The sequence below is a fragment of the Streptantibioticus ferralitis genome, from assembly GCF_029223525.1.
Lineage (GTDB): Bacteria > Actinomycetota > Actinomycetes > Streptomycetales > Streptomycetaceae > Streptantibioticus_A > Streptantibioticus_A ferralitis.
Map to the genome: position 1 here is coordinate 1 of NZ_JARHTQ010000049.1, position 24,544 is coordinate 24,544.

A 24,544-nucleotide genomic window follows, 5' to 3' on the forward strand; every position below is an offset into this window, starting at 1 on the left:
AGCACCGTCAACGCCGCTGCCCAACACCGCAACCGACACGCCGTCAGCGTCCTCGATCAGGTGACTGCTCTTCGTGTCCATCTGGGGTCCCTTCTGATCGGGTGCCCACCTGATTCATGACACTCCCCCCCCGAAGCTTTCTGATAAGGCCTGACATCTGCTCGCTTGCGGCGTTCGATTCAGCAGGGTGAGGCGCTTGGCTCTGTCCCCGAGATCTGTGCCAGAACCCGAAACTCGTGGACACAATCAGCCAGGGCGGAGTAGACCATGGCCTGGGTGCCGGTAAGCGCGTCGGCTGCTGATTCGATGAGTGCGTTGTCCGGTGGGGATTCCGTTTGGCGGGTGAGGGGCGACATGTTGGGGCCTCCACGAATGCGGGTCGGTGTGGGGTCCCCGGCCGGGGCGCGGCGTCGGGCCGCGGGGTGCCGTCGGGTGCGTGCGCATCGCCATGTGTTCCCGTGCGGCGGCGTGAACCCCATGGAGCCGTGGAGTGCGCCGACAAGTCAAGCGGCTCGTCGCTGCTGGTCACGACGGTCGCGACGGCTCCTCAGAAGCGCTCCTCACACCGCTCCTGAGGGCCGCTCCTGCAGGAGTGCCTGCAGGAGTGCCTGCGGGAGGCGGGCTGCTCGTGAGGACCGCTCCTGGCAGGTGCTCCTGGGAGGCGACGGGAGCAGGAGCACCTGCCAGGAGCGGTCAGGGAGCAGGTGCGCGTTTTGGAGGTTCCTTGAAATCCGCACTCCCGCTCTTCGTCTCAGTCGGTTGTGGGCTCAAGGGGCTTCACGTTGTTCTGGAGCTTCCTGGCTTGCTGCGGGTGGTTTGGTGAGCCGAACCATCGCTGTGTGGCTGCGCGGAGGGCTTCCAGTTCGGCGGGGTCCGGGCGGGGTGAATCCGACGCCCAGGCCACATAGCAGTCTGGGCGGAGCAGCAGGGCGGTGGCTGCGGGTGCGGTGGGTTGGGGTTGTGCGGTGATGATGCTTATCTGGTCACGTCGATCTGCCAGTGCCCTGGCGGCTGATGCGTCTTCGGTCAGGTCGAGCAGTAGTGGCCGTGCGCTTCTGGTGAGTTCTGCCAGTCGGACCGTCCCGGTGGGAGTGTGCAGTTCCAGGTCCGGTGCGAACCGGCCGACCGCTGGGTGGGGATCGGGAACGCCCATGTCGTAGCGGACGTCGGTGCCTGCGGTGAGGTCGGCTAGGTGTTGGATGGTGTCCCGGTGGCCGAGCAGTTCGGTGAACAGTTCGCGCAGCGCGGTGACGTCGCTGCCCGGGGCGGTCAGCGCGGACTGTGCCTGGGCGTTCATGACCATGCGACCGGCGGCCTGTCGGCGCTCGGTCTCGTAGCTGTCGAGTAGTCCGGGCGAGGCGCTGTCGCGTATCTGGGCGGCGAGTTTCCAGCCAAGGTTGATCGCGTCCTGCAGGCCGAGGTTGAGCCCGGGGCCGCCGCCTGCGGTGTAGACGTGGGCGGCGTCGCCAACCAGGAACACCCGGCGGTCCCGGAATCGTTCGGCAACTCGGGTGTTGCCGCCGGTCAACCGGCGTAGCACGTGCGGCCCTTCGCCCGCAGGTGGACCGAGCGGCAGGTCGGCGTCGAGTATGCGGCGGATGCTTGCCCGCAGCTCGTCGAGGCTCATGGGTTCCCCGGTCTCGGGCTGGTCCCACTCTGTGGTGCTGATCAACGGTGGGTGGCCGGGGAACGGTGCGTAGGAGAACCCCCCGTGCTCGGTGCGGTGGGGCAGGAACGGCAGGATCGTTCCGTAGCCGGGCACGTTCAGGGCGCCGGTCGCGGGGTCCACCCAGTGCGCCGGGACCGTGGCGTGCGCCGTCCGATTGGTCCTTCGGTCGTAGCTGACGCCGGGGAAACCGATCCCGGACAGCTTGCGCGTGGCGCTGTGCGCACCGTCCGCGCCGACGACGTAACGGGCCTGCAGCCGGTAGTCCCCGTCCGTACCGGCGACATCGACGGTGACGGCGTCGTCGTCCTGCGACACGCCGACGACCTGGTGTCCGCGCCGGATCTCCACGCCGAGTTCGGTGGCGCGTTCCTCCAGGACCTGCACGATGCGGCGCTGTGGCACGGGCAGGCTGTACAGCGGGCTGTCCTGCAGCAGGCTCAGGTCCAGGCCCATCGCGGCGAACATGAAGTAGGCGGAGTTCGGCTGCGGCGGCCCCGAGCTATCGCTGAGGCGCTTGTACAGTCCGCGGCGGTCGACCATTCTCACCACCTGCCCCAGCAGGCCGTTGGCTTTCGGCTCCTCGCTCGGCTCCAGCAGACGTTCCAGCACGATCGGCCGGATGCCGGCCAGGCTCAGTTCACAGGCGAGCATCAGCCCGTTCGGGCCGCCTCCGGCGATGATGACATCGGCGATCACAAGCATGTTCCCCTCTGCGTAGGTCCGTTCAGGCGGAAAAGGGCAGGACAAACAGACCCGGCGACAACCGGGTGGGATCAATGGGGTTGGTTGGTTCGTGCGGGTTGCCTACGGGACGGGAAGTCCCGCGGTGAGCTGGCCGAACACCTCGATCAACACCGGTACGACAGGGGTCGGGAAATCGGCCCGCAGACAGTGCTCCACGGCCACCGCGCTGCCCGCGCTGACCACCGCGGCGACCAGCTTGGGATACACGTCATGTGCCGCATCGGTGCCGGTGCGCTCGGCGATCGCCTTGGCCAGCTCGTCCTGTGCGGCCGCGTTCGCCTTGACGATCTCACCCTGCAGCGCCGGTTCGGCCAACATGAGCCGGAGCCCGTCCCTCCAGCGTTGGTCGCGTGTCGGGTCCCCACCTGCTGCGTCTCCCGGCGGCGCGAACTGGGTCTGCACGGCTTGGACGATCGAATCCCACATGGGCTCGGTGGCCGGCCGGGCGCGCAGCTCGTCGGCGATCCGCAGCATGCGCTCCAGGTGGCTGGCGGCGATCGCCTCGGCCTTGCTGGTGAAGTAGTTGCGGAAGGTGCGTACGGATACGTTCGCTGCGGCGGCGATGTCTTCCACCGTCACGTTGTCCCACCCGTGCTCGACGCACAGGCGGATCGTGGCCTGGCTCAGCGCGACACGGGTCTCTCGCTTCTTGCGCTCTCGCAGCCCGAGGTGAGCGTGAGCATCGTCTCCCAGCGTCATGCCGCCACGCTAGCAAATCTTGCCGAAAAGGCAAGGTTTCCGGTGCGGCAAAAATTTACGGGAGGTGGGCCGCGAACAAGGCAGGCTCATCCCGCGCGCCGAGGAGGATGAAGTAAAGGTGGGGGGATCGGCTGAGCGTGTTTGGTCAACCCCTGAGTAGCCGGTGGGGAATCACATAGCGCCAATAGCGTGGGCATCGAGTTGGGCGGGCACTTGGCGTGGGTTTCCCGGGAGGCCCGTGGGGTGTGACGGGTGAGCCCCGTCATGTCCGGCGATCCACTGACGGGGGCTCACCCTTGTATGGACGTTTCCCTGCGATCAGTGCCAGCCCGTCATCCCTGATTCCTGCGGCGGAACGTGGGAGCGCTGGCGCAGGACATCGACCAGAGTCTTCTCGGCGGCTGCTCGCTGCCGGAAGATCGTGCGTCGGCTGACGCCCCGCTCGGCGGCGATCGCTTCGACCGGGGTCTGGTCGAGGCGGGTACGAGCGATCAGATCGGCATCGTCGGGCGCGATCACCTGGTTGCGGACGGCCTGCCACAACACCGTGTACTCATCGGCGGTTGACGCCGCCGGGGCCGCGGCGACGGGCGGCGTATCGGTGGTGACCTCCCGGCCGTCGCGGGTGTCCTGGCGTCTTTGGGCGGCTCGGATCAGACGGTGCGCGGCGCGGTCGGCCGCGCGGATCAGACGGCGGTTCAGCAGCGGGTCGGCCGGGTCGAGTTGGGCGAGTTCGGTCCACAGCCCCGCGAGAGCTTCCTGCTCAACCTCGCATGAATCGAGGTGTGGTAGGCGCGGCAGCCGGGCCAGCGTGTGGCGCAACCCCGGCACGGCGAACCCGGCCACCACGGTCGTCCACGGCTCGCCCTCGCGACGGGCGCGGAAGGCGGTCTCACTCCAGACCCGCTCGCGCGTCTGCGGCCTGCAGGAGGGGTGGGCGAGCCGGTCGCGCACCTCGTCGACCGGCAGCAGCTGGTCGCTGGGACGGCCGGTGAGCAGCGCGGCGGGAAGGGCCACCGGCCGAATCCCGCGCGCCAGGGACAAGAACGCGGCATCCAAGGCGGCCAGCGGGGACCGGGCGGACAAAACGGAGGAGGTGGTGCGGTTCATCGGGCGACTCCTGATGAGAGCGGCGGAATGCGGACAGCCGCCATCCCGCCAGGCGCCCCTGCCACCACCGCGCCGTCCGCCGACGCCCTCCCAGCCCCCCGCGAGCCACCAGCCCGCCATCAGCCGGCCACGCCGACCGGCTCGCCGGTGCCGAATCCGCCGACGACCAGCACAGACACGGCAGCTGCGCCGAACAGGTGGAGCGCGGAGAAAAATCTTGAAGGAGATTCCTGGCATCCCCGCCAGGCGAGCGATGACGTGATCGCACGGCACGCGACTGGCGATAAAACCGCTGAACTGCACGTTCTCCCGCCTGAAGAGGCGTGGAGCTGCCTCAGGGCGGCGCCACGGGCGACCGCGTAGTCACCCGCATCAGGAAACGCGAGGGTGGCACTGAAGGGCCCCGATTTGTCCATAGAAGGCGTCAGTACGAGGCAACAGGGCGCACCCGGCGCACATCTGTCATGACCCTCACCCCCGCCCCGCTACCGCTGGGCGGCATCGCATCCACCTGGACACGATCTGCCAACCCCATACCGGCCATCGCGCCCTATCCCGCCGACCCCATTGCAACGCCAACAAGCCCAACACCATCCGCGTCACCTGGCGGCCCACACTGCCCCGCTCGGCCGGAACCTCCAACCCGCCAGGCCGCGGCCCCGGGACGCCGTGGTGTGTCCGTCACGTATCTCCATTGACCTGGGACAACAACCGCTTGACGAACCGACCGAAGTGGAGCGTCCATGGTCGTCGCCCGGTGCGGCAGCCCTGCTACCCCGCGCTGTCTTTGGTTCGGATCGATACAGGAGACCCATGAACCGATCCGGGACGGTGCGCGCATGACACGTGGTGGAAGCAACCGGCTGCTGACCCCGGCAGAGGTCGCCGAGTGGCTCAGGGTCAGTGAGACCACCGTCAGGAACAGGTACCGCGCCTGGGGGATCAAACCCCAGAAGGTCGGGCGCCTCCTGCGGTTCCGCGAGCGCGACATCGCGAACTACCTGGACGAGCACTACGGGTGAGACCGAGCGCCCGCAGTGAGGAAAGGAGTCAGGCTCGATGCCCACCGTCTACCAAAAATGCAAAAGCGACAAGCGCAGCGTCAACTACCCCTGCGAGAAGCCCCGATGCGGACATCCGTGGACAGTCCGCTACCGAGAGCCCGGCGGTGCCGGAGCGCCGGAACGCCAGCGAAGCTTCGAAAAGAAGTCCCAAGCCGACGCATACGCCGAAAAGCTGCAGCACGACAAGTACGAGGGCCTCTACCTCGACCCCAAGCGCGGAGAGATCACCCTGCGCGCCTACGCCGCCGAGTGGCTGGATCGCCAGATCATCAGCGACTCCACGTACCGCAACTACGAGAGCTTCCTGCGGATCCACCTGATCCCCCGCCTCGGCGCCAAGACGATCGCAGGTGTGGAGCGAAAGGACATCGACGCTTTCGTCGCGGCGCTGGGCCGCAAGCTCGCCGCGAGTACCGTGTGCGACCGCATGAAAATGGTCACCAGCCTCTTCCAGACCGCCATCAAGGAGAAGAGGCGGGCGGACGACCCCACCGAGGGAGTCAAACTGCCCCGCAACGCAACTCACGCGGTCGACGAGGACGAGATCCCCACCCTGCACGAGGTCGATCTCATCGCCAAGCAGATCTCACCTCAGTACCGGCTGACCGTGTACTTGCAAGCCGGGGCGGGACTGCGCATCAGCGAGACACTGGCCTTCACCACCGACTGCCGCCGGACCGACTTCCTGCGCCTGCGCCGACAAGTCAGCTCCAAGGCACACCGCGACGACTGCGAGACCCGCTTCATCCCCCTCAAGCACCGAGCCGAGGGGGAGTACCGGGACATCCCCCTGCCCGCTTTCCTCGCCCAGGAGATCGACGCGCACCTACGCGAGTGGGGCACGGCGACCGCGGCGGGCCAGGAGGTCCTGTTCGCACCACGCGACCGGGGCAAGGGCACCATGCCCACGGCCACGACCTACGCCTACCACTTCCGCAAGGCGCTCAACGACGCGGGCATCGTCAAAGCGGACGGGAGGCCGAAGTACACCCCGCACTGCCTGCGCCACTTCTTCGCCTCGACCGCCCTCGCCCACGGCATCCCGATCCACGAGGTCTCCCGCTGGCTCGGCCACAGATCCATCAAGACCACGGTCGACGTCTACGGGCACCTCGTTCCCGCCTCCTGGGACCGCTGCCGGACCGTCATGCAGCTGGCCTTGCGGCCTGGGGCACCCACGTCAGAGCAAGTCGAGGCCGATGCCGGACCGGTTTTGGACGGGCGCTCGCGCGGTGCCGTTCCAAATGCTGGATGGTGGCTCCCGGCGGGCGGTTTCCGCGGTCATAGCTGCTTCTTCCACCTCTAGTGCCGGTCGGCTGTCTCTTGGTTTGATGAACTCGCGGTCAGGGGTGGATTTATGTCGATATTAGTGATCTCGGGCTGCTGTGTTGTCCCTGGTCTGTTGAAGTCGGCGTCGTACTGCGCGGTAGAACCTCTTGAGAGGGCGGGTCCGGTGGGAGCTGTGGAATGGGCCTGCCTCACTGGGCAGGCGGCACGCCCGCCGCCGGCATCGCCCTGCCCGGCCGCTGCGTGGTGATGCCCGGCAGGCCGGCAAATGCCGAACCGGACAGTCGAGACGTCAGTCATTCGATGGGCCAGACCCACCAGCGGCGGCACCGCGAACATCATCACTGTCAGTCGAGAAAGGTAACCGTCTCGTTGAGTGGGGCTCGGGCCACGCGGACGCAGGGTCTGACCGGGTCCGCATGGCCCACCGACATGCCGCAGAAGAGCATGAGGGACTCGGAGGGTGACACGATCTCCGCGACGGTCCCGTGGTACACCGACCATGCCATCTGCGGGCAGCTGTGCAGTCCTTCGGCCCGCAGCAGCAGCATGATGGTCTGCATATACATGCCGACATCGGCCCATTGGGCCGGTCCCATGTCCCGGTCGATGTAGCAGAAGAGGGCGGCGGGCGCGCCGAAGCAGCTCCAGTTCGCGGTGACCGCTTTGTGTCGTGCGGTTCTGTCCTCGCGTGGAATGCCGAGCGCGGTGTACCGCTGCTCGGCGGCGGCCCACCGTCGTTCCTGATAGGGGGATTTGAGGTTGGGCGGGTACATGTCGTACTCGGGTTTGTCTCCGGGGTCTCCCGCGGACGCACGTGCGACGGCGCGTTTCTTGAGTTCGTCCAGCCGCTCACCGGTCAGCACATAGGTGTGCCACGGCTGAAGGTTTGCACCGGACGGTGCCCTGGACGCGGCCGAGAGCACCCGCTCAAGTACCTCCTTCGGCACGTGATCACGGGTGAACCCCCGCACCGCTCGGCGAGTGTCCACCGCCTCATAGACGTCCAACAGCCAGATCCTCCTGCATCGCCTCACCGTTTCGCGGTCGCCCCTTGTACTGGGCGCCCATACTTATGAACGGTTCGGAACGGGGAGAGGTGACTGATGGGCACCGCGATCGAGTCACGAGATGCGGCCCGGCCGGTGGCGGGTGGCCCCGGCCGGGCGTCACGTGTGCGGGTGGGGTGGCCTCATCCGTCGACGATGTAGCGGTCCAGGGTGCGGACGTAGTCCGCGGCACCCATGCGGCCGACCGACCCCAGCCGATCGAGGTCGAGGTGGAAGTCGGTTTCGTGGATCAGCTCTTCGTCCGCGGCGAGGTGGGCGACTTCCCCGATGACGACGAAGTGGTCTCCGACCGGCACCACCGCGGACGTCCGGCATTCGAAGGCGATGGGGGAACCGTCGATGCGTGGCGAGCGGACCCTCCGCCCGGGCAGCGGCCGCAGGCCGGCCAGCTCGTACTCCGACTCGCCGTGCGGCAGGGGCTTCGCTGAGGCGGTGGCGGCCTCGGCGTGTTTCTCGATCAGGACGTTGACGGTGAACTCCCCCGTGCCTCCTTCGGCCGGCACCCGGGCGTTGCGGCAGGAGTCCTTCTCCGTGCCGTCGGCCCGCCGACCCGCGCAGAAGAGCAAGGCCATCGGGGAGTACCCCACCGCCGTGTAGTAGGAGAAGGGCGCCAGGTTGACCGATCCGCTCGGGGAGACCGTGCTCACCATGGCGATTGGCCGGGGGACCACACTCCACAACAACAGCCGCTCGCGCTGTCGTGTGGTCATGTCCGCTACGTCGATGTCCAGCATGGATCAGCCGCTCTCGGTGCCGCAGGGCTGACTGGCGCCGGGATCGCGCAGGCTCTGGGGGCGCAGGTCCGTCCAGACCCGGTCGACGTACGCAAGGCACTCGTCCAGCGTGCTGGTGAAGCCGACTGGCGACCAGCCCGCCGGGGTCGCGCTGTCCGCAGGCCAGACCGAGTACTGCCGCTCGTGGTTGATCACGACGTCATGGAGCCGGTTGGTGTCGTCTGCTGCCATGAAGGCCGCCTTCTGTCTCGTGGGGGGAATGAGGTCCTGGTCCGGTGGGTCTCACGCGGGGCTGGGGGCGAGGTCCTCCGCGTGCACAGCGCCGCGCAATCGCCGCAGCTCCGGGAAGGGGAGCGTGATCCGGCGCATCAGGAACTCCTCCCCGGACGTTCCTCCCGTGCCCTGCTGCCCTCCGACCATCTTCGACATCACCCCCAGGTGGGCCACCTTCCAGCGCCAGTAGCCGTTGCCCATGTCGAGCAGCGCCTCGGCTACCCGGTGCAGGCCGCCGCCAGTGATCCCGAGGCGGCAGACATCGGCGACGGTGCAGCCCTGATGGGCGGCGTTCTCGACGAAGGCCCTATACAGCTCGCCCTCCCCCTTGTCGTCCCCCAGCAGTCGGCTGAGCACCCGGAACTGCTGCGACTGTGCCCCGCTGGCCGTGCCGAGGTAGGGCCGGAACTGGACAAAATGGCGCAGCGGGAGACGTTCCAGGACGAGCACCTGCTCGTGCAGGACCCGTAGCAACTCGGCCGCGCGCTGGAGCAGTTCCACGCTGATCTCAGCCCCGTCGGCCGGATGGCAAGGGGAGGACAGCAGGTCCCTCGCCAGGCTCAGATCCGCGAGGGCCTGCTTGAGCCATAGCTCGCAGGACTGGTGGGCAACGATGAAGAAGTGTTCGGCCAGGACCACGGTCCGGTCGGCCGTCTCGGGGATTTGCGTCTTCTGGAGCGAGAGTAGTGTCTCTGTCTGGAGATAGGAGGAATAGTTCAGCTCAGCCATGGTCAGCTCCGTGTCAGTGAGTCCGTGTCGAGTGCGGTGTCGAGGGCGGCGACGACGTCGGCGAGCAGGGGTTCTGCGTCCTGGAACGGGTGGAAGTGGTGGCCCTCTCGTTCGAGCAGGCTGAAAGGCCCGGTGGTGACGGAGGCCCAGCCGGCCAGCACGTCGCCGTCCACGAGCGGATCGTGAACGCCGTGGTAGCAGCGGACTGGGCAGGACAGGGGGATGGCCCCGGGCTCCGGTCGGTAGTGTTCGTGCGCCGTGATGTCCGCACGCAGCACCGGGAGCAGCGCCTCCGCCAGTTCCGAGTCGTCGGCCACGGCGGCGTCGACATCGCCCAGGGAGCAGATCAGGGACCACAGTTCGCCGTCGGAGAGCAGTTCGGCACACACACGGCCAGCCGTGCCGGGGGGAGGGCAGCTGGACGCCAGCAGACCCGAAGGCGGGCGGCCAAGGGCGCTAAGGGTCAGAGCGGTCTCGTAGGCGACCAGGGCGCCGAGGCTGTGCCCGAACAGCACGGTGGGCAGCGGCCGTAGGCGCAGGAGTTCGGAGGCGAGTTCCGAACTCAGCGCGCGCACGTCAGCCGATAGCGGCTCGCTGAATCGGTCGCCGTGTCCCGGATACTGTGCCGCCAACAACTCGATGGTCGGCGGGAGCCCGGTGGCCCACGTGCCGTAGCCGACCATGGTGCCGCCGGAGTGCGGCAGGCAGACGAGCCGTGCCGTGGGTGCAGGCGCCTGGGCCAGCGTCCGCAGGCAGTGATCCCGGCGAGTACGAAGCATGATGCGCTCCTCCGCTTCGGATGTGTCCGTAAGTTCTCACGGCGAACCGGGGCGGCAGAGCAATCTTTCGGATCTCCGTCACTGCCCTGACCGGCCGCGAAAGACTTCTGACACAACTGGAGCGGCTCGGCTCGGCCCTCTGTGATGATCCGCGTACCGGAGCCGGTACCGGGCACTGCGAGCAGTGCGTTTCCAGTCTTCAGTGGGGATTGCGGACGATGAGCCGAACAGCGGTCGCCTCGCTCGATCTGACCGACTCGCGCACATTCATGGAGCACGATCCATTCCAGTTCTTTGCCGAAGTGCGGGCGAGCAAGCCGGTGTACTGGCACGCAGCCTCGGGCGGTCGGCCCGGGTTCTGGGTGGTGGCCGGGTATGCCGACGTAGTCTCCTGTTACGGGGCTTCGGGCGCCCTGGCTTCGGGCCGTGGCACCGTGCTGGACGTACTGCTACGCGGCGACGACTCCGCCGGGGGCAGGATGCTGGCAGTCACGGACCGGCCTCGCCACCGGGAACTGCGGGCCCTCATGTGGCGCGCCCTGTCGCCAAAGGTGCTCGAGGCGGTCGCCCGGAAGGTCGAGCAGCGCACCGCCGCGCTCATCGAGCGCGCCGTCGGCCTGAAAACCTTCGACTTCGCCACCGAGGTCGCGGAACACGTGCCGATGAACACGATCTGCGATCTGCTGTCCATCCCCGAAGCGGACCGGCCCCAGTTGCTCAGGTGGAGCAAGGGAGCGCTGACCGGTGCGGACGAACTCGACTCCCTCGAATCGCGCAACGAACTCGTCCTGTACTTCATGGACTTGGCTGAGCGGCGCCGCGTGGACCCGGGCGACGACGTGATCAGCACGATCGCCACCGGGCAGATCCAGGGCGAACCGCTGAGTCTGGAAGAGGTCGCCCTCAACTGCTACAGCCTGATCATCGGCGGTGACGAGTCCTCGCGGGTGTCCGCCGTCAGCACGGTCAAGGCCCTCGCCGAACACCCCGCGCAGTGGCGGGACCTGCGGGCCGGGCGGGTCGACCTGGACGCCGCGGTGGAGGAAGCGCTGCTGGGCGACTCCCTCGTTCCACTTCGCCCGTACCGCCACTCGCGACCACGTCATCGGGGGTCGGCAGGTGCGGGCGGGAGACATCGTGTCGCTGTGGAACATCTCAGCCAACAACGACGAGCAGGTGTTCTCGAATCCGCGCATCTTCGACCTGTTCCGGTCCCCGAACAAGCACGTCGCCCTTGGCCACGGACCCCACTACTGCCTGGGGGCCTTTCTCGGCCGGGCCGAACTGCGTGCGCTGCTGAGCGTGCTCGCCGCGACGGTCCGCGATCTGGAGGTCACTGGGCCGCCCACCCGGATTCAATCCAACTTTCTCAACGGCTACAGCTCGCTGCCGGTGCGTTTTCTCCCGAGGTGACGGCCCGGCGGCAGAGGCAAGGGGACCGAATGCGAACGGAGAAGAGGAACGACATGCGTGTGACGGTCGACCAGCAGCGCTGCATCGGCTCGGGAATGTGCGTCCTCGCCGTGGGCGAGGTGTTCGACCAGCGGGAGGAGGACGGGGCCGTCCACCTGCTGCGGGAGGACGTGCCGAGCGAACTTCAGGACCGGGTACGCCATGCCGCTCGCGTCTGTCCCTCACGGGCGATCACCGTCCCGCAGGAGACCGATGCCTAGGCGGGGCGGGCCCCGGCCGCTTTGTCGCCGATTGCCAAACACGCCCCTTAGCGGAGGAATGGGTCATGCCGTCCGTCACCGCCCCGCCGTTGGGCGGGCATGCGTTGCTGGTTCTGCTGGTCCAGGCGTCCTTGCTCCTCGGTGTCGCGCTGCTGCTCGGCCGTATCGCCACGCGGTTCAAACTGCCTGCGGTGTCAGGCGAGTTAACGGCGGGCGTCCTGCTCGGACCCTCAGTGCTTGGTCGGCTCATCCCCGGATTCCACCACTGGCTCCAGACGACACAGGCGTCCCAGGTTCATCTACTGGATGCGGTCGGCCAGCTCGGGGTGATCCTCCTCGTGGGGACGACTGCGCTGGAGATCGACCCTGCTCTGGTGCGCCGTACCGGACGGACGTCGCTCACGGTGGGGGCCTTCGGCCTGCTGATTCCCCTCGGGCTCGGCTGTGCCGCGGGTGTCGTGGCGCCCGCGGCCCTACTGCCGGTCGGCCGCGAACGCGGTCTGTTCGCCCTCTTCATCGGTGTGGCCATGTGCGTGAGCGCCCTGCCAGTGATCGCCAAAATGCTGTCGGACATGCGGCTGCTGCACCGGGACATCGCTCAACTGACCATCGCCGTCGGTGTGGTGGACGATGTCACCGGCTGGATGCTGCTGTCCGTAGCTTCCGCCACGGTGGCGAGCGGGTTCACGCTCGGATCGGTGGCCGAGCCGCTGTGCCGGCTGGTGCTGATCACGGTCTGCGCCACGTTCCTCGGTCGGCCGGCGATCCGATGGCTGATGGCCAGGGCGCGGTCCCCGCAGATGGTCACGGGTACGGCGACCGTGGTGATCACCGGGTGCGCCGCGGCCACACAGGCCATGGACATGGAGGCGTCGTTCGGTGCCCTCGTCGGAGGCCTACTGGTGGGCGCTGCCGGAGCGGAGACGAAGAGGGGCCTGGCGCCCCTGCGTTCCGTCACGCTCTCGGTTCTCGCACCGCTCTATTTCGCCGAGGCGGGCCTGCGCATGGACCTGTTCGCGCTGGGCACACCGCTGATCGCCCTGGCAGCGCTGTGCGCGCTCGTTGTGGCGACCGTGGGTAAGTTCACCGGGGCACTGCTCGGCGCTCGCGTCGCGAGGCTCGATCGCCGTGCCGCCCTGGTGCTCGGCGCCGGGATGAACGCGCGCGGGGTGATCCAGATCATCGTGGCCGGGATCGGTTTGCGGCTGGGCGTGCTGAACACCGCGTCGTACACCATCGTGATGCTGGTCGCGGTGGGTACCTCGCTGATGGCGCCGCCAGTGCTCCGCCGCGCCGTGCAGCGCATCGAGGTCAACGACGGGGAGCGGGCCCGTCTCCAGCGGGGCAAGGATCTGGCGGGCGTCTCCTGAGGAGACGCCCGGACTACGCCTTGAAGGCGCCGAAGTCGATTGCTGCGAGGCGCTCCGGGTCCAGCAGGATCTGGATCTGCGCGATCCGGTCCTGCCGGACGGCGAAGCCCATGACGGACACCGGTACGCCCCCCCGGTCGACCAGAACGCCAGGGGCGCCGTTGACGAGGACGGCGGTCACCGTCACGCCGGGCTGACGGAAGAGCGCGGCCCGCTCCGCCACGAGGCGGGCCCCACGGATCACGGCCGTGGCGGAGGCGAGCGCGAGTCCGCCGTCAGCGTGGAGTTCGACATCCGGGTCCAGTACGGCCACCAGCCCGTCGAGGTCGCCGCTGCGAGCCGCGGCGAAGAAGGCGTCGACCAGCATGCGCCGGGTCGCGAAGTCGCCACCGGAGTCCGCCTCGCGGGCGCCTTGCACCCGGCGGCGTGCCCGGCTTGCGAGCTGACGGGTCGCCACCGTCGTACGCCCGATGACGGCCGCGATCTCGTGGAAGGTCAGATGGAACATGTCGTGCAGCACGAAGGCCACCCGCTCGGCGGGGGCGAGCGTGTCCAGCACGATCAGCAGCGCGAGGCTGACCGATTCGCTCAACAGCGCCTCGTCCTCGGGGCCGTGGGACGGCTCGTGCCTGATGGCGGGGTCCGGCAGGTGCACGCCGACTGGGTCCTCCGGCCGCGCGGCGCGTGACCTGAGCACGTTCAGGCAGATCCGGCTGATCACGGTGGTCAGCCAGGCGGGGAGGTTCTCCACCTCGTCCGCGTTGCTGCGGCTGAGTCTGATCCAGCTGTCCTGTACGGCGTCCTCGGCCTCGGCGTGCGAGCCCAGCATCCGGTAGGCGACGGTCCTCAGATGTGGCCGGAAGTTTTCGAACTGCTCCGCCAGCCGATCGTGGTCGTGCACGGTCACACTCCTCGGTCGCCAGGGGTCATCACTAGTGGGCGGCTAGCCGACCCGACGATCGTGGACCCTACTTGGAGCACGGATGATCACTTCTTCATTGCATATCACACAGACATCGCGGGGGGAGATGACATGAGCCTGTCTCTCACCGAATCGCGGCGTCGGCGGCTGACTCTGTTCGCGATGTGCATGGCGACCTTCATGACCTCGCTCGATCTGACCATCGTGAACGTGGCACTGCCGTCGATGCAGAGTGAACTGCACATGAGCGCTGCCGAGTTGGAGTGGGTGATCAGCGCATATTCGCTGAGCCTGGCCGCGATCATCCCGGCCAGCGGAGCGCTCGGCGACCGGTACGGCCGCAAGCGGGTCTTCCTGACAGGGATGATCGTCTTCCTGATCGGCGTGATCGCCTGCGCCGTGGCCTGGGACGCGGCCTCGCTCATCGCCTTCCGCGCAGTGCAGGGCGTCGGGGGCGCGGCGATGCTCGCCCTGGGGCTGTCGATCATCACGGAGACCTACCCGCAGGAGCAGCGGGCCGGCGCGATCGGTGCCTGGGCGGCCATCGGCGGCACCGGATTCGGCGCCGGACCTGTCGGCGGGGGCATCCTGCTCACCTTCTTCAGCTGGCCGTCGGTGTTCTGGATCAACTTGCCCTTCGCCGCCCTGGGCATCGCCTGCACGGCCGTGGCGGTCCGGGAGTCGCGCAATCCCCAGGCTCGCAAGCTCGACGTGCCTGGGATGGCGCTCAGCTTGCTGGGACTGGTCTGCCTCACGCTCGGGTTCGTCGAGTCGTCCGACCACTCGTGGGGTGCGGCCCTCGTGGCGTTGCCCCTGGCGGCCGGGGCCGTGCTGCTGCTCGCCTTCTTCTGGTGGGAGCGCCGTGCCCCGCACGCCATGCTGCCGCCGGCTCTGCTGCGGGCGCGGAGCTTCGCTAGCGCCTCGGGCATCTACATGCTCTGTTACGGCGGGATGAGCGGCGCGCTCTTCTGGGTCACGCTGTACTTCCAGAACGTCGCGGGCTGGTCGGTCCTGCGCACTGGGCTGTCGTGGCTGTTCATGAACATCCCGTTCCTGACGATGGCGCAGTTCGGCGGGCGGCTCGACTCCCGCTTCCGGGCATCGACGGTGGCTACGTGGGGGACACTGGTGGCCGCAGTCGGCGTGTTCCTGCTCAGCAGGGCGGGAACCACCCCCTTCGCCGTCAGTGCCCTCGGATACGCGCTGTACGGCGGTGGGTTCGGCACGTTCGTGCCCGCCGTGACCCATGTGGCGATGCGCGACGTGCCCTCAGGAGTCTCCGGCGCGGCCTCCGGTGTCCTGAACGCGTCACGGCAGATCGGCTCCTCGGTGTGCCTCGCGGTGCTGGGCACCGTGGGTGTCAACGCGGCCGCCTCCAACTGGCAGGGCAAGGTGTCCGTGCTGGACGGGACGCGCCACGCCACGGCACTCGGGCAGGCGCACAACGTGGGTGGCGGACGCGTACACGCCGTGGTGGAAACGCTCGGCGCACCATTCCGGCAGCTGGCTGTCGACTCCTTCCTGCACGGCTACCAGCTGGCCGTCGGGATCGCTGCGGTCTGCACGGCCGTGGCCGCTGGCCTCGCCTGGACGGGGTTCCGGCGCCGGGCCGAGCCGCCGCAGGCCGCCGCGCAGCCGTCCCTGGCCGTCCCGGAACGTGAGGCCATTGTGACCGGGGACGGCCCCCGCCGACGGAGTCAGTGATCCACATCACGACGGGGAGGGAAGTCACGGGGGCGGGATGGGGAGGTGCTCCATCCGCCAGGGCAGCGTGCCCGCGCCGCATGACGCGGCGCGGGCACGCTGCTGCGCCCGGCCAGACAACTGCATCAATGAGAATGCGCTATCGGGGCCGGGCGGCCATGCTGTTGGCAGACCGGTGAGTGGCTCCGCCACAGGTCGCATCGCCATGACAGCCCCGCACCCCCGGGGGCGTGTCCATCGCCGAGCCCAGAAGACAAAACCACCAGATTGCCTGTTTGCTACGGGGAGACACTCTTGAGCGAAGGCGTCAAGTTAATACGCTGGCCCATCGAGGCCGACACGCGGAATGACTGCAGGAAAGCTGGAATTCCCCGCCTGCTGGTCGTGGAGGCTGGCAACGACGCTCCCATCTGCGTCGACCCCACGGAGGACTGGATCAGGGCACCCGCCCCCCGCGGCGATGTCGAGGCACGCATACAGGCGTTGGCCCGGCGTGCCTATGGGCGGAAGGTCCCGACCGTCGACTCCACCGGCGTCCTTAATTTCGGCACCGACTCGGTGGCCATCTCCAGTATCCAGGTGGGAATCATGGAGCAGTTTGTCGCCCACTACGGCGAAGTGGTCTACCGGTCGGAGTTGGAGCAGGAGGTGGTCAAGGCCACCGGGAAGATCTCCAGAAACGCCCTCGACCTGCAGATCATGCGACTGCGCCGCCGTATCGCCGCAGTGGGCCTGAGCATCCGGACTGTTTGGGGCCGGATCTGCACCGTCTCACCCACCACGGCGGCGGGGACGCGCGAGGCGAGGCCGAAGTCCGTCCGGCTGACCGTCACCGAGGCACTGACGCCGAGCACCGGCACCCCGCGCACGGGGTCGGTCCCGAAACCGCCGGGTTCGGCGACCAGGGTGACCGCCTTGGTCGTACCCCGCAGGGTCAACTCGCCGTCGATCAAGAACTGGTGCTCGTGCTGACGCACTCGCGTGGAACGGAAGATCAGTTCCTGGTGCTGGTCGGCCGCCAGTACGTCGTCACCGCGGATGTAACCGTCGCGGGCCGAGTAGCCAGTGTCGATGCTGTCCGTCTCGATGCGGGCGGTCACCGAGGACTGCTCGACGGTCTCCTCGATCTGGATCGTGCCGTCGAAGACGTTGAAACGACCGTGTACCCGCGCCACGCCCAGATGGCGAACAGTGAACCCCACCTCGGAGTTGGGCGCGTCGATGACCCAGGTTCCCACGGTGTATCCCGGGATGAACTCGGCAACGGTTTCGGTCATGCCACGTCTCCTTATCGGTCGTGCGTCACACGGCCCGCGATTCGCGGGTCATGAGTACGACGGACTGTGAACCGGAAAGGTGACCAATGGACCAGCGCCAATCCCTGGCAGATTGCTTCGAGGAGAACCGCAGGGACCTGCTCGGCCTCTCGTACCGCATGCTCGGCTCCCGGGAGGAAGCGGAAGACGCGGTGCAGGAGACCTGGCTGCGGCTGGACCGCGCCGACACCGCGGCGGTGCGGAACCTGCCGGGCTGGCTCCGCACGGTCACCTCCCGGGTATGCCTCGACATGCTGCGCAGCCGGCACGGGGGACGCGAGGAGTGCTGGAGCGGCGACCTCGCGCCGACCACCGTGGCTCCTGACGACGGCAACCCCGAGCATGAGGCGCTCGAAGCCGAATCCGTCGGCCTCGCGCTCCTCGTCGTCCTCAACACCCTCAGTCCTGCTGAGCGGGTCGCGTTCATCCTGCACGACATGTTCGGCGTCCCGTTCGACGAAATCGGCGGGATCCTGGACCGCAGCGAGGCGACTGCCAAGAAGCTGGCCAGCCGTGCCCGGCACAAGGTGCGCGCGCCCCGGGAGCGGCACCGGGTGGAGATGGACGAGTACCGCGAGGTCGTGGCGGCTTTTCAGGTCGCGGCGCGTACGGGGGACACCGGGATAATCGCTGCGCATCTCGCGCCGGACGTGGTGCGGCGCGCCGACGCGGCGGCCCTGCCGCCGGGCCGCCCGCTGAAGGCACACGGTGCCACCGCCGTCGCGGGCGAGATCAGCCGGTTCGGTGGTGCCGCACGGCACGCCGAACCCGCCCTGATAGACGGTCAAGTCGGACTGCTCGTGGCGCCCGGAGGCTGGCTTCGGCTGGCCATTTGCTTCAGCATCGAGAACGGTCTGGTCAGGGAATATGAGCTGGTTGCGGACCCCGCTCGGCTCATGCGTCTGTGTATCAGGCTGCTGCCTGAAAGGTGAGTCAGGCCTGACGCCGCCTTAGCCCCGGCAGGAGCGGAAGAGCGTCTTTCGTAAATCTTTTTCCGCCGAACGACCCGGCCGCGGCCCATGCAAGAGTCTGCGTGCAACGTCCAAGGATCTGGCCGCACCCACCAGGACGGAAATCATGGTCGAGGACATAGTGATTGTCGGCGGCGGAACAGCCGGCTGGATGACCGCCACTTACCTCAAGGCGAGCTTCGGTGACCGACTGACCGTCACGCTCGTGGAGTCGAAGGCCGTTTCGACGATTGGCGTCGGGGAGGCCACCTTCAGCACGGTGCGGAACTTCTTCCGGCGCCTGGGGCTGAGCGAGCCGGAGTGGATGCCCCGGTGTCACGCCTCGTACAAGCTGGCCATCCGGTTCGAGAACTGGAGGGCGAAGGGCCATCACTTCTACCACCCCTTCGAGCGGCCGCGCATCGTCGACGGCTTGCCGCTGGCCGACTGGTGGCTGCACGACGGCCCCAGCGACCGCTTCGACAGGGACTGCTCGGTGCTGGCCGCGCTGTGCGACGCCAAGCGTTCGCCCCGCCATCTAGACGGGGGCCTGTTCGAGGAGGTCTTCGAGACCGGGGAGGCACGGGATATGGCCCGCGCGATCCCCGAGGGCCACGGGACGCAGTTCCCGTACGCCTACTACTTCGACGCCACCCTGCTCGCCCAGTTCCTCAGCGAATACGGGGTGGAACGCGGGGTGCGGCACATCCAGGACGACGTCCTCGATGTACGTCTCGACGATGACGGCTCGATCTCCGATGTGCTCACGAAGGACCACGGGGCGATCCGTGGCGACCTGTTCGTCGACTGCACCGGCTTCCGCGGGCTGCTGCTGAATAAGGCGCTGGGCGTGCCGTTCGTCTCCTACCAGGAGTCCTTGCCCAACGACAGCGCGGTGGCCTTGCGCGTTCCCGTGGATGTGGCGACCCATGGCATGCGGCCGTGCACGACGGCCACGGCACAGGACGCCGGCTGGATCTGGACCATCCCTCTGCTCGACCGAATCGGCACCGGGTACGTCTATTCCAGCGCTTACACCACCCCCGAGGAGGCGGAACGCACGTTGCGAGCGTTCGTCGGGCCGGAGGCCTCCGACCTGTCCGCCAACCACATCAAGATGCGGATCGGCCGCAGTGCCGAGTCGTGGGTGAAGAACTGCGTGGCCATCGGCCTGTCGAGCGGCTTCGTTGAGCCGCTGGAATCCACCGGGATCTTCTTCATCCAGAACGCAGTGGAGCAACTGGTCAAACGCTTCCCCGGCACCTGGGACGACGAGTCGCTGCGCCGGTCCTACAACCGCCAGGTCGGCGACGTCATGGACGGCGTGCGGGAGTTCCTCTTCCTGCACTACTACGCCGCTGCCCGGTCGGACAACGCGTACTGGCGGGATGCGAAGACCCGCCCGATGCCCGACGGCCTGGCCGAGCGCATCGAACAGTGGCGTACCACGCTGCCGGACGAGAACTCCGTTTTTCCACGCTTCCACGGCTTTGAACCGTACTCGTACACCGCCATGATCCTGGGCCTCGGCGGGCTGCCCGTCCGGCCGCTGCCCGCGCTCGGCCGGCTGGACGCGACCGCGGCGCGCGACGAGTTCCAGCGCGTACGCGCCCAGGCCTCGGCATTGATCGACCGGCTGCCCGGCCAGTACGAGTACCTCGTCCACCAGGCAGCCGGGTTCGACGACGCCATGGCCGGGCGCCTCGTCCCCAGTGCCTGACGGCATGCCAAGAGGTACCTCCACGATGCCCATACCCATGGCGGGGGCCGACGGCCGCACCGCGGCCGAGCCGGTCTCGGCAACCGCGTTCAGAACTTTGATGGCGTCCTTCCCGGCCGGAGTTGCGGTGGTGACCGCCGCCGACGAGGGCGGACGGCAGTACGGCATGACCTGCACCGCGGTCTCCAGCGTGTCGGTCAGCCCACCGACGCTGCTGGTGTGTATGCAGCGCTCCAGCCGCACTCTCGCCGTCCTCACCAGGACGGGCAGCTTCGCCGTGAACCTGCTGGACGACCAGGCCCGCACGGTCGCCGAACTGTTCGCCACCCGCGGGCGGGACCGCTTCGAGCACGTGTCGTGGACCGCACGGCCGGACTGCGGCGGACCGCATCTCGAACAGGACACGCACTCCATCGCGGACTGCCGGGTCACCGGTTCGGTCGCCGTCGCCGATCACGTCGTCGTGTTCGGCGAGGTCTTCCGAGTCACCACGGAGGACGACGCACGGCCGCGCCCCCTGGTCTACGGAATGCGCGAGTACTGGTCCCTCGGCCACACCGGCGCCGCGCCACAGCACTGTGCCCCCTCACCGGGCGAACCATCGGACTCGGATACGGAGACGTCGAGATGACGAGCTATGGGATATCGCTGCTGCCGGACACCCTGCCGCAGCAGCGCAGCGCCAAGGACTACTACGCCAACCTGCTGACGGTATCCGAGCTGACTGAGGACCTTGGGCTCGACTACGTCAAGATGACCGAGCACTACCTGCACCCCTACGGCGGCTACTGCCCCGACCCGCTCGCCTTTCTGTCCGCCGTCGCGGCGCGCACCAGCAGGGTCCGGCTGATGACCGGCGGCATCCAGGCATCCTTCCACCACCCGATCCAGCTCGCGGCGCGCACCGCGCAACTCGACGCGCTCAGCGGCGGCAGGCTGGACGTCGGCTTCGCGCGCGCTTTCCTGCCGTACGAGTTCGACTCCTTCGGCATCGACATGGACAGCAGCACGGACCGTTTCCGGGCCACCGTCGATGCCGTGGTCAGGCTGTGGACCGAACCCGATGCGAGCGAGGACACGCCGTTCTTCCGCTACCGGGGCGCGAACTCCCTGCCGTTGCCCACCCAGGACCCGCATCCTCCCGTGTGGGCCGCCGCGCTCCTCACCCGCTCCAGTTTCGAGTGGATCGGGGACTCCGGTTACAACCTCCTGATTGCCTCCTCGCCCAGCCGTGAGCAGGTGGGCCAGGTCCGCGAGATGATCGAACTGTACCGGAGCAGGTTCATCGGGGCACCGAAGAACGCCGGAAAGCAGCCCCGGGTCGCCATCAGCGTCGCGCTGTACCTGGCCGACTCCGACGAGGAAGCGCTGGAGCAGGGCACCGCGGCGCTGCGTCGGCACTGGGACACCTTCGGCTCGGCCGCGGACGCCTGGCGCAGCCGCACTTCCACCTCGTACCAGGGCTACCGCGAGGCCGTGGTGGACAAGCACCAGGCCGGCCCGAGCGAGGCCGCGGGCCTGGCGGTGATCGGCTCGCCCCGTAGCGCGGTCGAGCAACTGCGGCAGATCGAGCGGGAACTGGGAACGGACATCGTCCTGTTCCAGCTCGACTACGGCCAGCAGCCCCTGGAGACCATGGAGCGCAGCCTGAAGCTGTTCGCCTCCGAGGTCCGCCCCCAGCTGGGTGGGACACGTTGACCGGGAGGCCGGTCGGCCGCACGGTGCCCGAGCTGTTCGAGGCGCAGGCGGCGCGCACCCCGGACGCGCCGGCCGTGCTATACAAGCACACCTCGCTCACCTATGGCGCCCTCAACGAGCGGGCCAACAAGCTGGCCCGGTTGCTGATCGACCGGGGCGTGGGCCCGGACCACCTTGTAGCGCTGGCCGTGCCACGTTCCCCGGAGCTGGTGGTCGCGTTGCTGGCGATCCTCAAGGCGGGCGGCGCCTATCTTCCCCTCGATCCCCGCTACCCCGCGGCCCGCAAGGCGTTCATGGTCCAGGACGCCGCCCCGCGGCTGCTCGTGCGCGCGGGAGCGGGGCGGGCCGAGGGAGTGGAGCTGGACAACGTCGTCCTCGACTCCCAGTCGTGCGCTGAGGCCTGCTCCCGGTACAGCGGCGCGAACGTGCGTCAGACCGAGCGCCGGGAGCCACTGTCGGACCTCCACTTGATGTACGTGATCTACACTTCCGGCTCCACCGGGACACCGAAGGGCGTCGCGGTCACCCACGAGGGCGTCGCGGACCTGGTCGCGACCCAGGCGGACCGGTTCCGGCCGGCTCCTGGCGACCGGGTGCTGGCCTGGGCCTCGATAAGCTTCGACGCGGGATTCTGGGACATCGCGCTCGCCCTGCTGCACGGGGGCACCCTCGTGATGGCCGACGACGAGGATCTGCTGCCGGGCGACGCCCTGCACGAAACCCTGGTCAAGTACGAGATCGACCACGCGGTGCTGCCGCCCGCCGCGCTCAGCGTCACGGACAGCGAGTCGGTGCTGCTTAGCGGCACGATCATGTCGACCGGTGACGCCTGCACCCCGGCCCTGGTGCGCACCTGGGCACCGAGCCGACGCATGTTCAACGGCTACGGCCCCACCGAGGTGACCGTCGGCTGCACGATCGCTGGCCCGATCACGGAGGCCGATGGCGTGGGTATCGGTGTCCCGTGGACCGGGGCCCGGGTGCACGTGCTCGACGAGCGTCTGCGGCCCGTGGCTGTCGGCGAGGAGGGCGAACTGTACCTGGCCGGCTCCGGACTGGCCCGCGGCTACGTGGGCCGTCCGGGGCTGACCGCGGCGAGGTTCCTGCCCGACCCCTTCGGGCCGCCGGGCAGCCGCATGTACCGCTCGGGCGACCGCGGCCGACGTGACGCCGACGGCCGGTTCCACTTCGCCGGCCGGGCTGACGGACAGGTGAAACTGCGGGGATTCCGCGTCGAACTCGGCGAGATCGAGGCCTTCCTCACTGGGCAACCGGACGTGGATCTGGCCGCGGTGGTCGTCGACGGAGAACTCGCCGACGCGCGGCTGGTCGCGTACGTCACCGCCCGCCCCGGCGCCGTTGTCGACTCCTCGGACCTGCGGGAGCGGCTGGCCGCCGCCCTGCCGGAGTTCATGGTGCCGACGCGCATCGAGGTACTCGACGCCTTCCCCACGATGCCCAACGGGAAGATCGACCGCGGTGCCCTGGCCAGCCGGGACGGCACCGCCGTGCTGGAGCGGCCCTGCGCACCCCGGGAGCCGGACTCGCCGGAGGACCGGCTGTACGACACCGTCGCCCGGCTGCTCGACCTTCCGAGGGTCGATCCCGAGGCCAACTTCTTCGACCTAGGCGGCAATTCCCTGCTCGCAGGCAGGCTCATCGGCTCGCTGCGTGAGGAGCTGGGCGTACGCGTGCCCGTCCGGGCGGTTCTCGGGGCGCGCGATCTGCGGGAGATCGCCCAGTCCTTGAACGGGTGACACACCATGGACGGCCGCACGGCGGACCTGTGCCCACTGCGGCAAGGAATGGAGAGTTCCGTGACTGAACAGTTGGTCCACTTCCCGATCCTGAAGGAGGCGGCCTGCCCCTTCGATCCGGCGCCCGCCATGCGCTCGCTCGGCGACCCGGTCCGGGTCAGGCTCTGGGACGGCAGCACCCCGTGGCTGATCACTGGATACGAACTCGGACGCAAGCTCCTGGTCGATCCCCGGGTCAGCGCCGACTCGACCAGGCCCGGCTATCCACACTTCGACCTGGGCAGCCGCGAGCGGCGCAAGGACGGCCGCTCCTTCGTCGCCATGGACGACCCCGAGCACGCCCGCCAGCGCCGCATGGTCTCTTCGCCGTTCGCCATCCGGAACATCGAGGCGCTCAGGGGCGACGTCACCGACATCGTCAACGGGCTCATCGACGACCTTCTCGCCGGCCCCAACCCGGCCGATCTGGTCAGCCGGTTCGCCTTCCCCACCTCCACCCAGGTCATCTGCCGGATGCTCGGAGTGCCCTACGCCGACCACGAGTTCTTCCAGGAGCAGAGCACCCTGATGCTGCACCGGGACAGCTCGCCCGAGATGGTGGTGGGTGCCCAGGAGGCGCTGCGCGGGTATCTCAGGGATCTGATCGACCGGCAGATGAAGGAGCCCGCGGACGGCCTGATCTCCTCGGTGATCGAGACCCAGGTGCACACCGGCTCGCTGAGCCCCGAGCAGCTGTCGTACATCTCCATGACGCTGCTGGTCGCCGGGTTGGAGACCACCGGGAACATGATTGCCCTCGGCACGCTGGCCCTGCTGCGCAACCCTGACCAGCTGGCGCTCCTGCGGGAGACCGAGGACCAGACACTGATCAACCGCGCGGTCGACGAGCTGCTCCGTTACCTCAACATCTCGCACTCCGGCCGTCGGCGCGTGGCCATCCAGGACATCACGATCGGGGAGATCACCATCCGCGCCGGAGAGGGGATCATCCTCGCCAGCGAACTGGCCAACCGGGACCCGGAGAACTTCCCGGAGCCCGACCGCCTGGACATCACTCGCGAGGCTCAGCATCATCTGGCCTTCGGCTTCGGCTCCCACCACTGCCTCGGCCGCCCGTTGGCCACCCTCGAACTGCAGGTGGTGTACGGCACGCTCTACCGGCGCATCCCCAGCCTGCGCCTCGCCATCGACTTCGCCGATGTCCCGTTCAAGTACGACGGCGTGGCCTACGGCGTCCGTGAGCTTCCGGTGTCCTGGTAGCCGGACCGCGTGTCCG

The 24,544-nt window shown here is 68.4% G+C and carries 22 protein-coding genes and 2 pseudogenes; 13 read left to right on the plus strand and 11 right to left on the minus strand.

The window, feature by feature from the left end; genetic code table 11:
- Positions 1-751: 751 nt before the first annotated feature.
- From P2L57_RS37220 to P2L57_RS37230, 3 genes are all read right to left on the minus strand, one after another.
- Positions 752-2,371 (minus strand): FAD-dependent oxidoreductase, encoded by a 1,620-nt coding sequence (locus tag P2L57_RS37220; protein ID WP_275822489.1) that lies wholly within the window; start codon positions 2,369-2,371, stop codon positions 752-754.
- A gap of 102 nt (positions 2,372-2,473) precedes the next feature.
- Positions 2,474-3,112 (minus strand): acyl-CoA-like ligand-binding transcription factor, encoded by a 639-nt coding sequence (locus tag P2L57_RS37225; RefSeq protein ID WP_275822491.1) that lies wholly within the window; start codon positions 3,110-3,112, stop codon positions 2,474-2,476.
- 318 nt (positions 3,113-3,430) lie between these two features.
- On the minus strand, positions 3,431-4,222 hold the full coding sequence (locus P2L57_RS37230; protein ID WP_275822493.1) for a hypothetical protein: 792 nt from the start codon (positions 4,220-4,222) through the stop codon (positions 3,431-3,433).
- Between the two features lie 839 nt (positions 4,223-5,061).
- Between P2L57_RS37230 and P2L57_RS37235 the strand changes: the two genes are divergently transcribed.
- The gene (locus P2L57_RS37235) at positions 5,062-5,244 is read left to right on the plus strand and encodes a helix-turn-helix domain-containing protein (protein WP_275822495.1); all 183 of its coding nucleotides are present in this window, start codon (positions 5,062-5,064) and stop codon (positions 5,242-5,244) included.
- 37 nt (positions 5,245-5,281) lie between these two features.
- Complete coding sequence (locus tag P2L57_RS37240) at positions 5,282-6,592, plus strand: tyrosine-type recombinase/integrase (protein WP_275822497.1); 1,311 nt, start codon at positions 5,282-5,284, stop codon at positions 6,590-6,592.
- 328 nt (positions 6,593-6,920) lie between these two features.
- Here P2L57_RS37240 and P2L57_RS37245 read toward each other — a convergent pair whose 3' ends face one another.
- The 6 genes from P2L57_RS37245 to P2L57_RS40475 form a co-directional block, all read right to left on the minus strand.
- Positions 6,921-7,583, minus strand: coding sequence for a nitroreductase (locus P2L57_RS37245; RefSeq protein ID WP_275822499.1), 663 nt, complete (start codon positions 7,581-7,583; stop codon positions 6,921-6,923).
- Between the two features lie 182 nt (positions 7,584-7,765).
- Complete coding sequence (locus P2L57_RS37250; protein ID WP_275822501.1) at positions 7,766-8,353, minus strand: flavin reductase family protein; 588 nt, start codon at positions 8,351-8,353, stop codon at positions 7,766-7,768.
- Positions 8,354-8,380: 27 nt separating this feature from the next.
- Positions 8,381-8,608 carry an MbtH family protein gene (locus P2L57_RS37255; RefSeq protein WP_275822503.1) on the minus strand — a complete coding sequence of 76 codons (228 nt, stop codon included), beginning with the start codon at positions 8,606-8,608 and terminating at the stop codon, positions 8,381-8,383.
- 51 nt (positions 8,609-8,659) lie between these two features.
- Positions 8,660-9,379, minus strand: coding sequence for a tryptophan 2,3-dioxygenase family protein (locus tag P2L57_RS37260; RefSeq protein WP_275822505.1), 720 nt, complete (start codon positions 9,377-9,379; stop codon positions 8,660-8,662).
- Positions 9,380-9,381: 2 nt separating this feature from the next.
- The gene (locus tag P2L57_RS37265) at positions 9,382-10,158 is read right to left on the minus strand and encodes a thioesterase II family protein (RefSeq protein WP_275822507.1); all 777 of its coding nucleotides are present in this window, start codon (positions 10,156-10,158) and stop codon (positions 9,382-9,384) included.
- Between the two features lie 449 nt (positions 10,159-10,607).
- Positions 10,608-11,264, minus strand: coding sequence for a hypothetical protein (locus P2L57_RS40475; RefSeq protein ID WP_308292557.1), 657 nt, complete (start codon positions 11,262-11,264; stop codon positions 10,608-10,610).
- Between the two features lie 13 nt (positions 11,265-11,277).
- Here P2L57_RS40475 and P2L57_RS40480 point away from each other — a divergent pair, with 13 nt between their 5' ends.
- The 3 genes from P2L57_RS40480 (at position 11,278) to P2L57_RS37280 (ending at position 13,201) form a co-directional block, all read left to right on the plus strand.
- Complete coding sequence (locus P2L57_RS40480; protein WP_308292558.1) at positions 11,278-11,571, plus strand: cytochrome P450; 294 nt, start codon at positions 11,278-11,280, stop codon at positions 11,569-11,571.
- A 53-nt stretch (positions 11,572-11,624) separates the two neighbouring features.
- On the plus strand, positions 11,625-11,831 hold the full coding sequence (locus P2L57_RS37275) for a ferredoxin (protein ID WP_275822550.1): 207 nt from the start codon (positions 11,625-11,627) through the stop codon (positions 11,829-11,831).
- A gap of 65 nt (positions 11,832-11,896) precedes the next feature.
- Positions 11,897-13,201 (plus strand): cation:proton antiporter, encoded by a 1,305-nt coding sequence (locus P2L57_RS37280; RefSeq protein WP_275822509.1) that lies wholly within the window; start codon positions 11,897-11,899, stop codon positions 13,199-13,201.
- Positions 13,202-13,214: 13 nt separating this feature from the next.
- On the opposite strand, the gene sigJ is transcribed toward P2L57_RS37280, so the two are convergent.
- Entirely contained in the window at positions 13,215-14,102 is an 888-nt protein-coding gene (gene sigJ, locus P2L57_RS37285) for an RNA polymerase sigma factor SigJ (RefSeq protein ID WP_275822511.1), read from the minus strand.
- Positions 14,103-14,234: 132 nt separating this feature from the next.
- Between sigJ and P2L57_RS37290 the strand changes: the two genes are divergently transcribed.
- Complete coding sequence (locus P2L57_RS37290; RefSeq protein WP_275822513.1) at positions 14,235-15,827, plus strand: MFS transporter; 1,593 nt, start codon at positions 14,235-14,237, stop codon at positions 15,825-15,827.
- 588 nt (positions 15,828-16,415) lie between these two features.
- A pseudogene (locus P2L57_RS41000) lies at positions 16,416-16,526 on the plus strand (hypothetical protein); the annotation flags it as partial.
- A 68-nt stretch (positions 16,527-16,594) separates the two neighbouring features.
- On the opposite strand, the pseudogene P2L57_RS37295 reads toward P2L57_RS41000, so the two are convergent.
- Positions 16,595-17,104 (minus strand): annotated as a pseudogene (locus P2L57_RS37295) (YceI family protein); the annotation flags it as partial.
- Positions 17,105-17,190: 86 nt separating this feature from the next.
- Here P2L57_RS37295 and P2L57_RS37300 point away from each other — a divergent pair.
- From P2L57_RS37300 to P2L57_RS37325, 6 genes are all read left to right on the plus strand, one after another.
- Entirely contained in the window at positions 17,191-18,075 is an 885-nt protein-coding gene (locus P2L57_RS37300) for a sigma-70 family RNA polymerase sigma factor (protein WP_275822517.1), read from the plus strand.
- Positions 18,076-18,220: 145 nt separating this feature from the next.
- Positions 18,221-19,813, plus strand: a complete 1,593-nt coding sequence (locus P2L57_RS37305; RefSeq protein WP_275822519.1) for a tryptophan halogenase family protein — start codon at positions 18,221-18,223, stop codon at positions 19,811-19,813.
- A 25-nt stretch (positions 19,814-19,838) separates the two neighbouring features.
- On the plus strand, positions 19,839-20,444 hold the full coding sequence (locus P2L57_RS37310; RefSeq protein WP_275822521.1) for a flavin reductase family protein: 606 nt from the start codon (positions 19,839-19,841) through the stop codon (positions 20,442-20,444).
- Positions 20,441-21,511, plus strand: coding sequence for an LLM class flavin-dependent oxidoreductase (locus P2L57_RS37315; protein WP_275822523.1), 1,071 nt, complete (start codon positions 20,441-20,443; stop codon positions 21,509-21,511). The genes P2L57_RS37310 and P2L57_RS37315 overlap by 4 nt, the downstream gene beginning before the upstream one ends.
- Positions 21,508-23,268, plus strand: a complete 1,761-nt coding sequence (locus tag P2L57_RS37320) for a non-ribosomal peptide synthetase (protein ID WP_275822525.1) — start codon at positions 21,508-21,510, stop codon at positions 23,266-23,268. Before P2L57_RS37315 ends, P2L57_RS37320 begins: the two co-directional genes overlap by 4 nt.
- Before the next feature lie 48 nt (positions 23,269-23,316).
- A complete protein-coding gene (locus tag P2L57_RS37325; protein WP_275822552.1) occupies positions 23,317-24,528 on the plus strand; it encodes a cytochrome P450 in 1,212 nt (403 codons plus the stop codon).
- Positions 24,529-24,544: the final 16 nt, after the last annotated feature.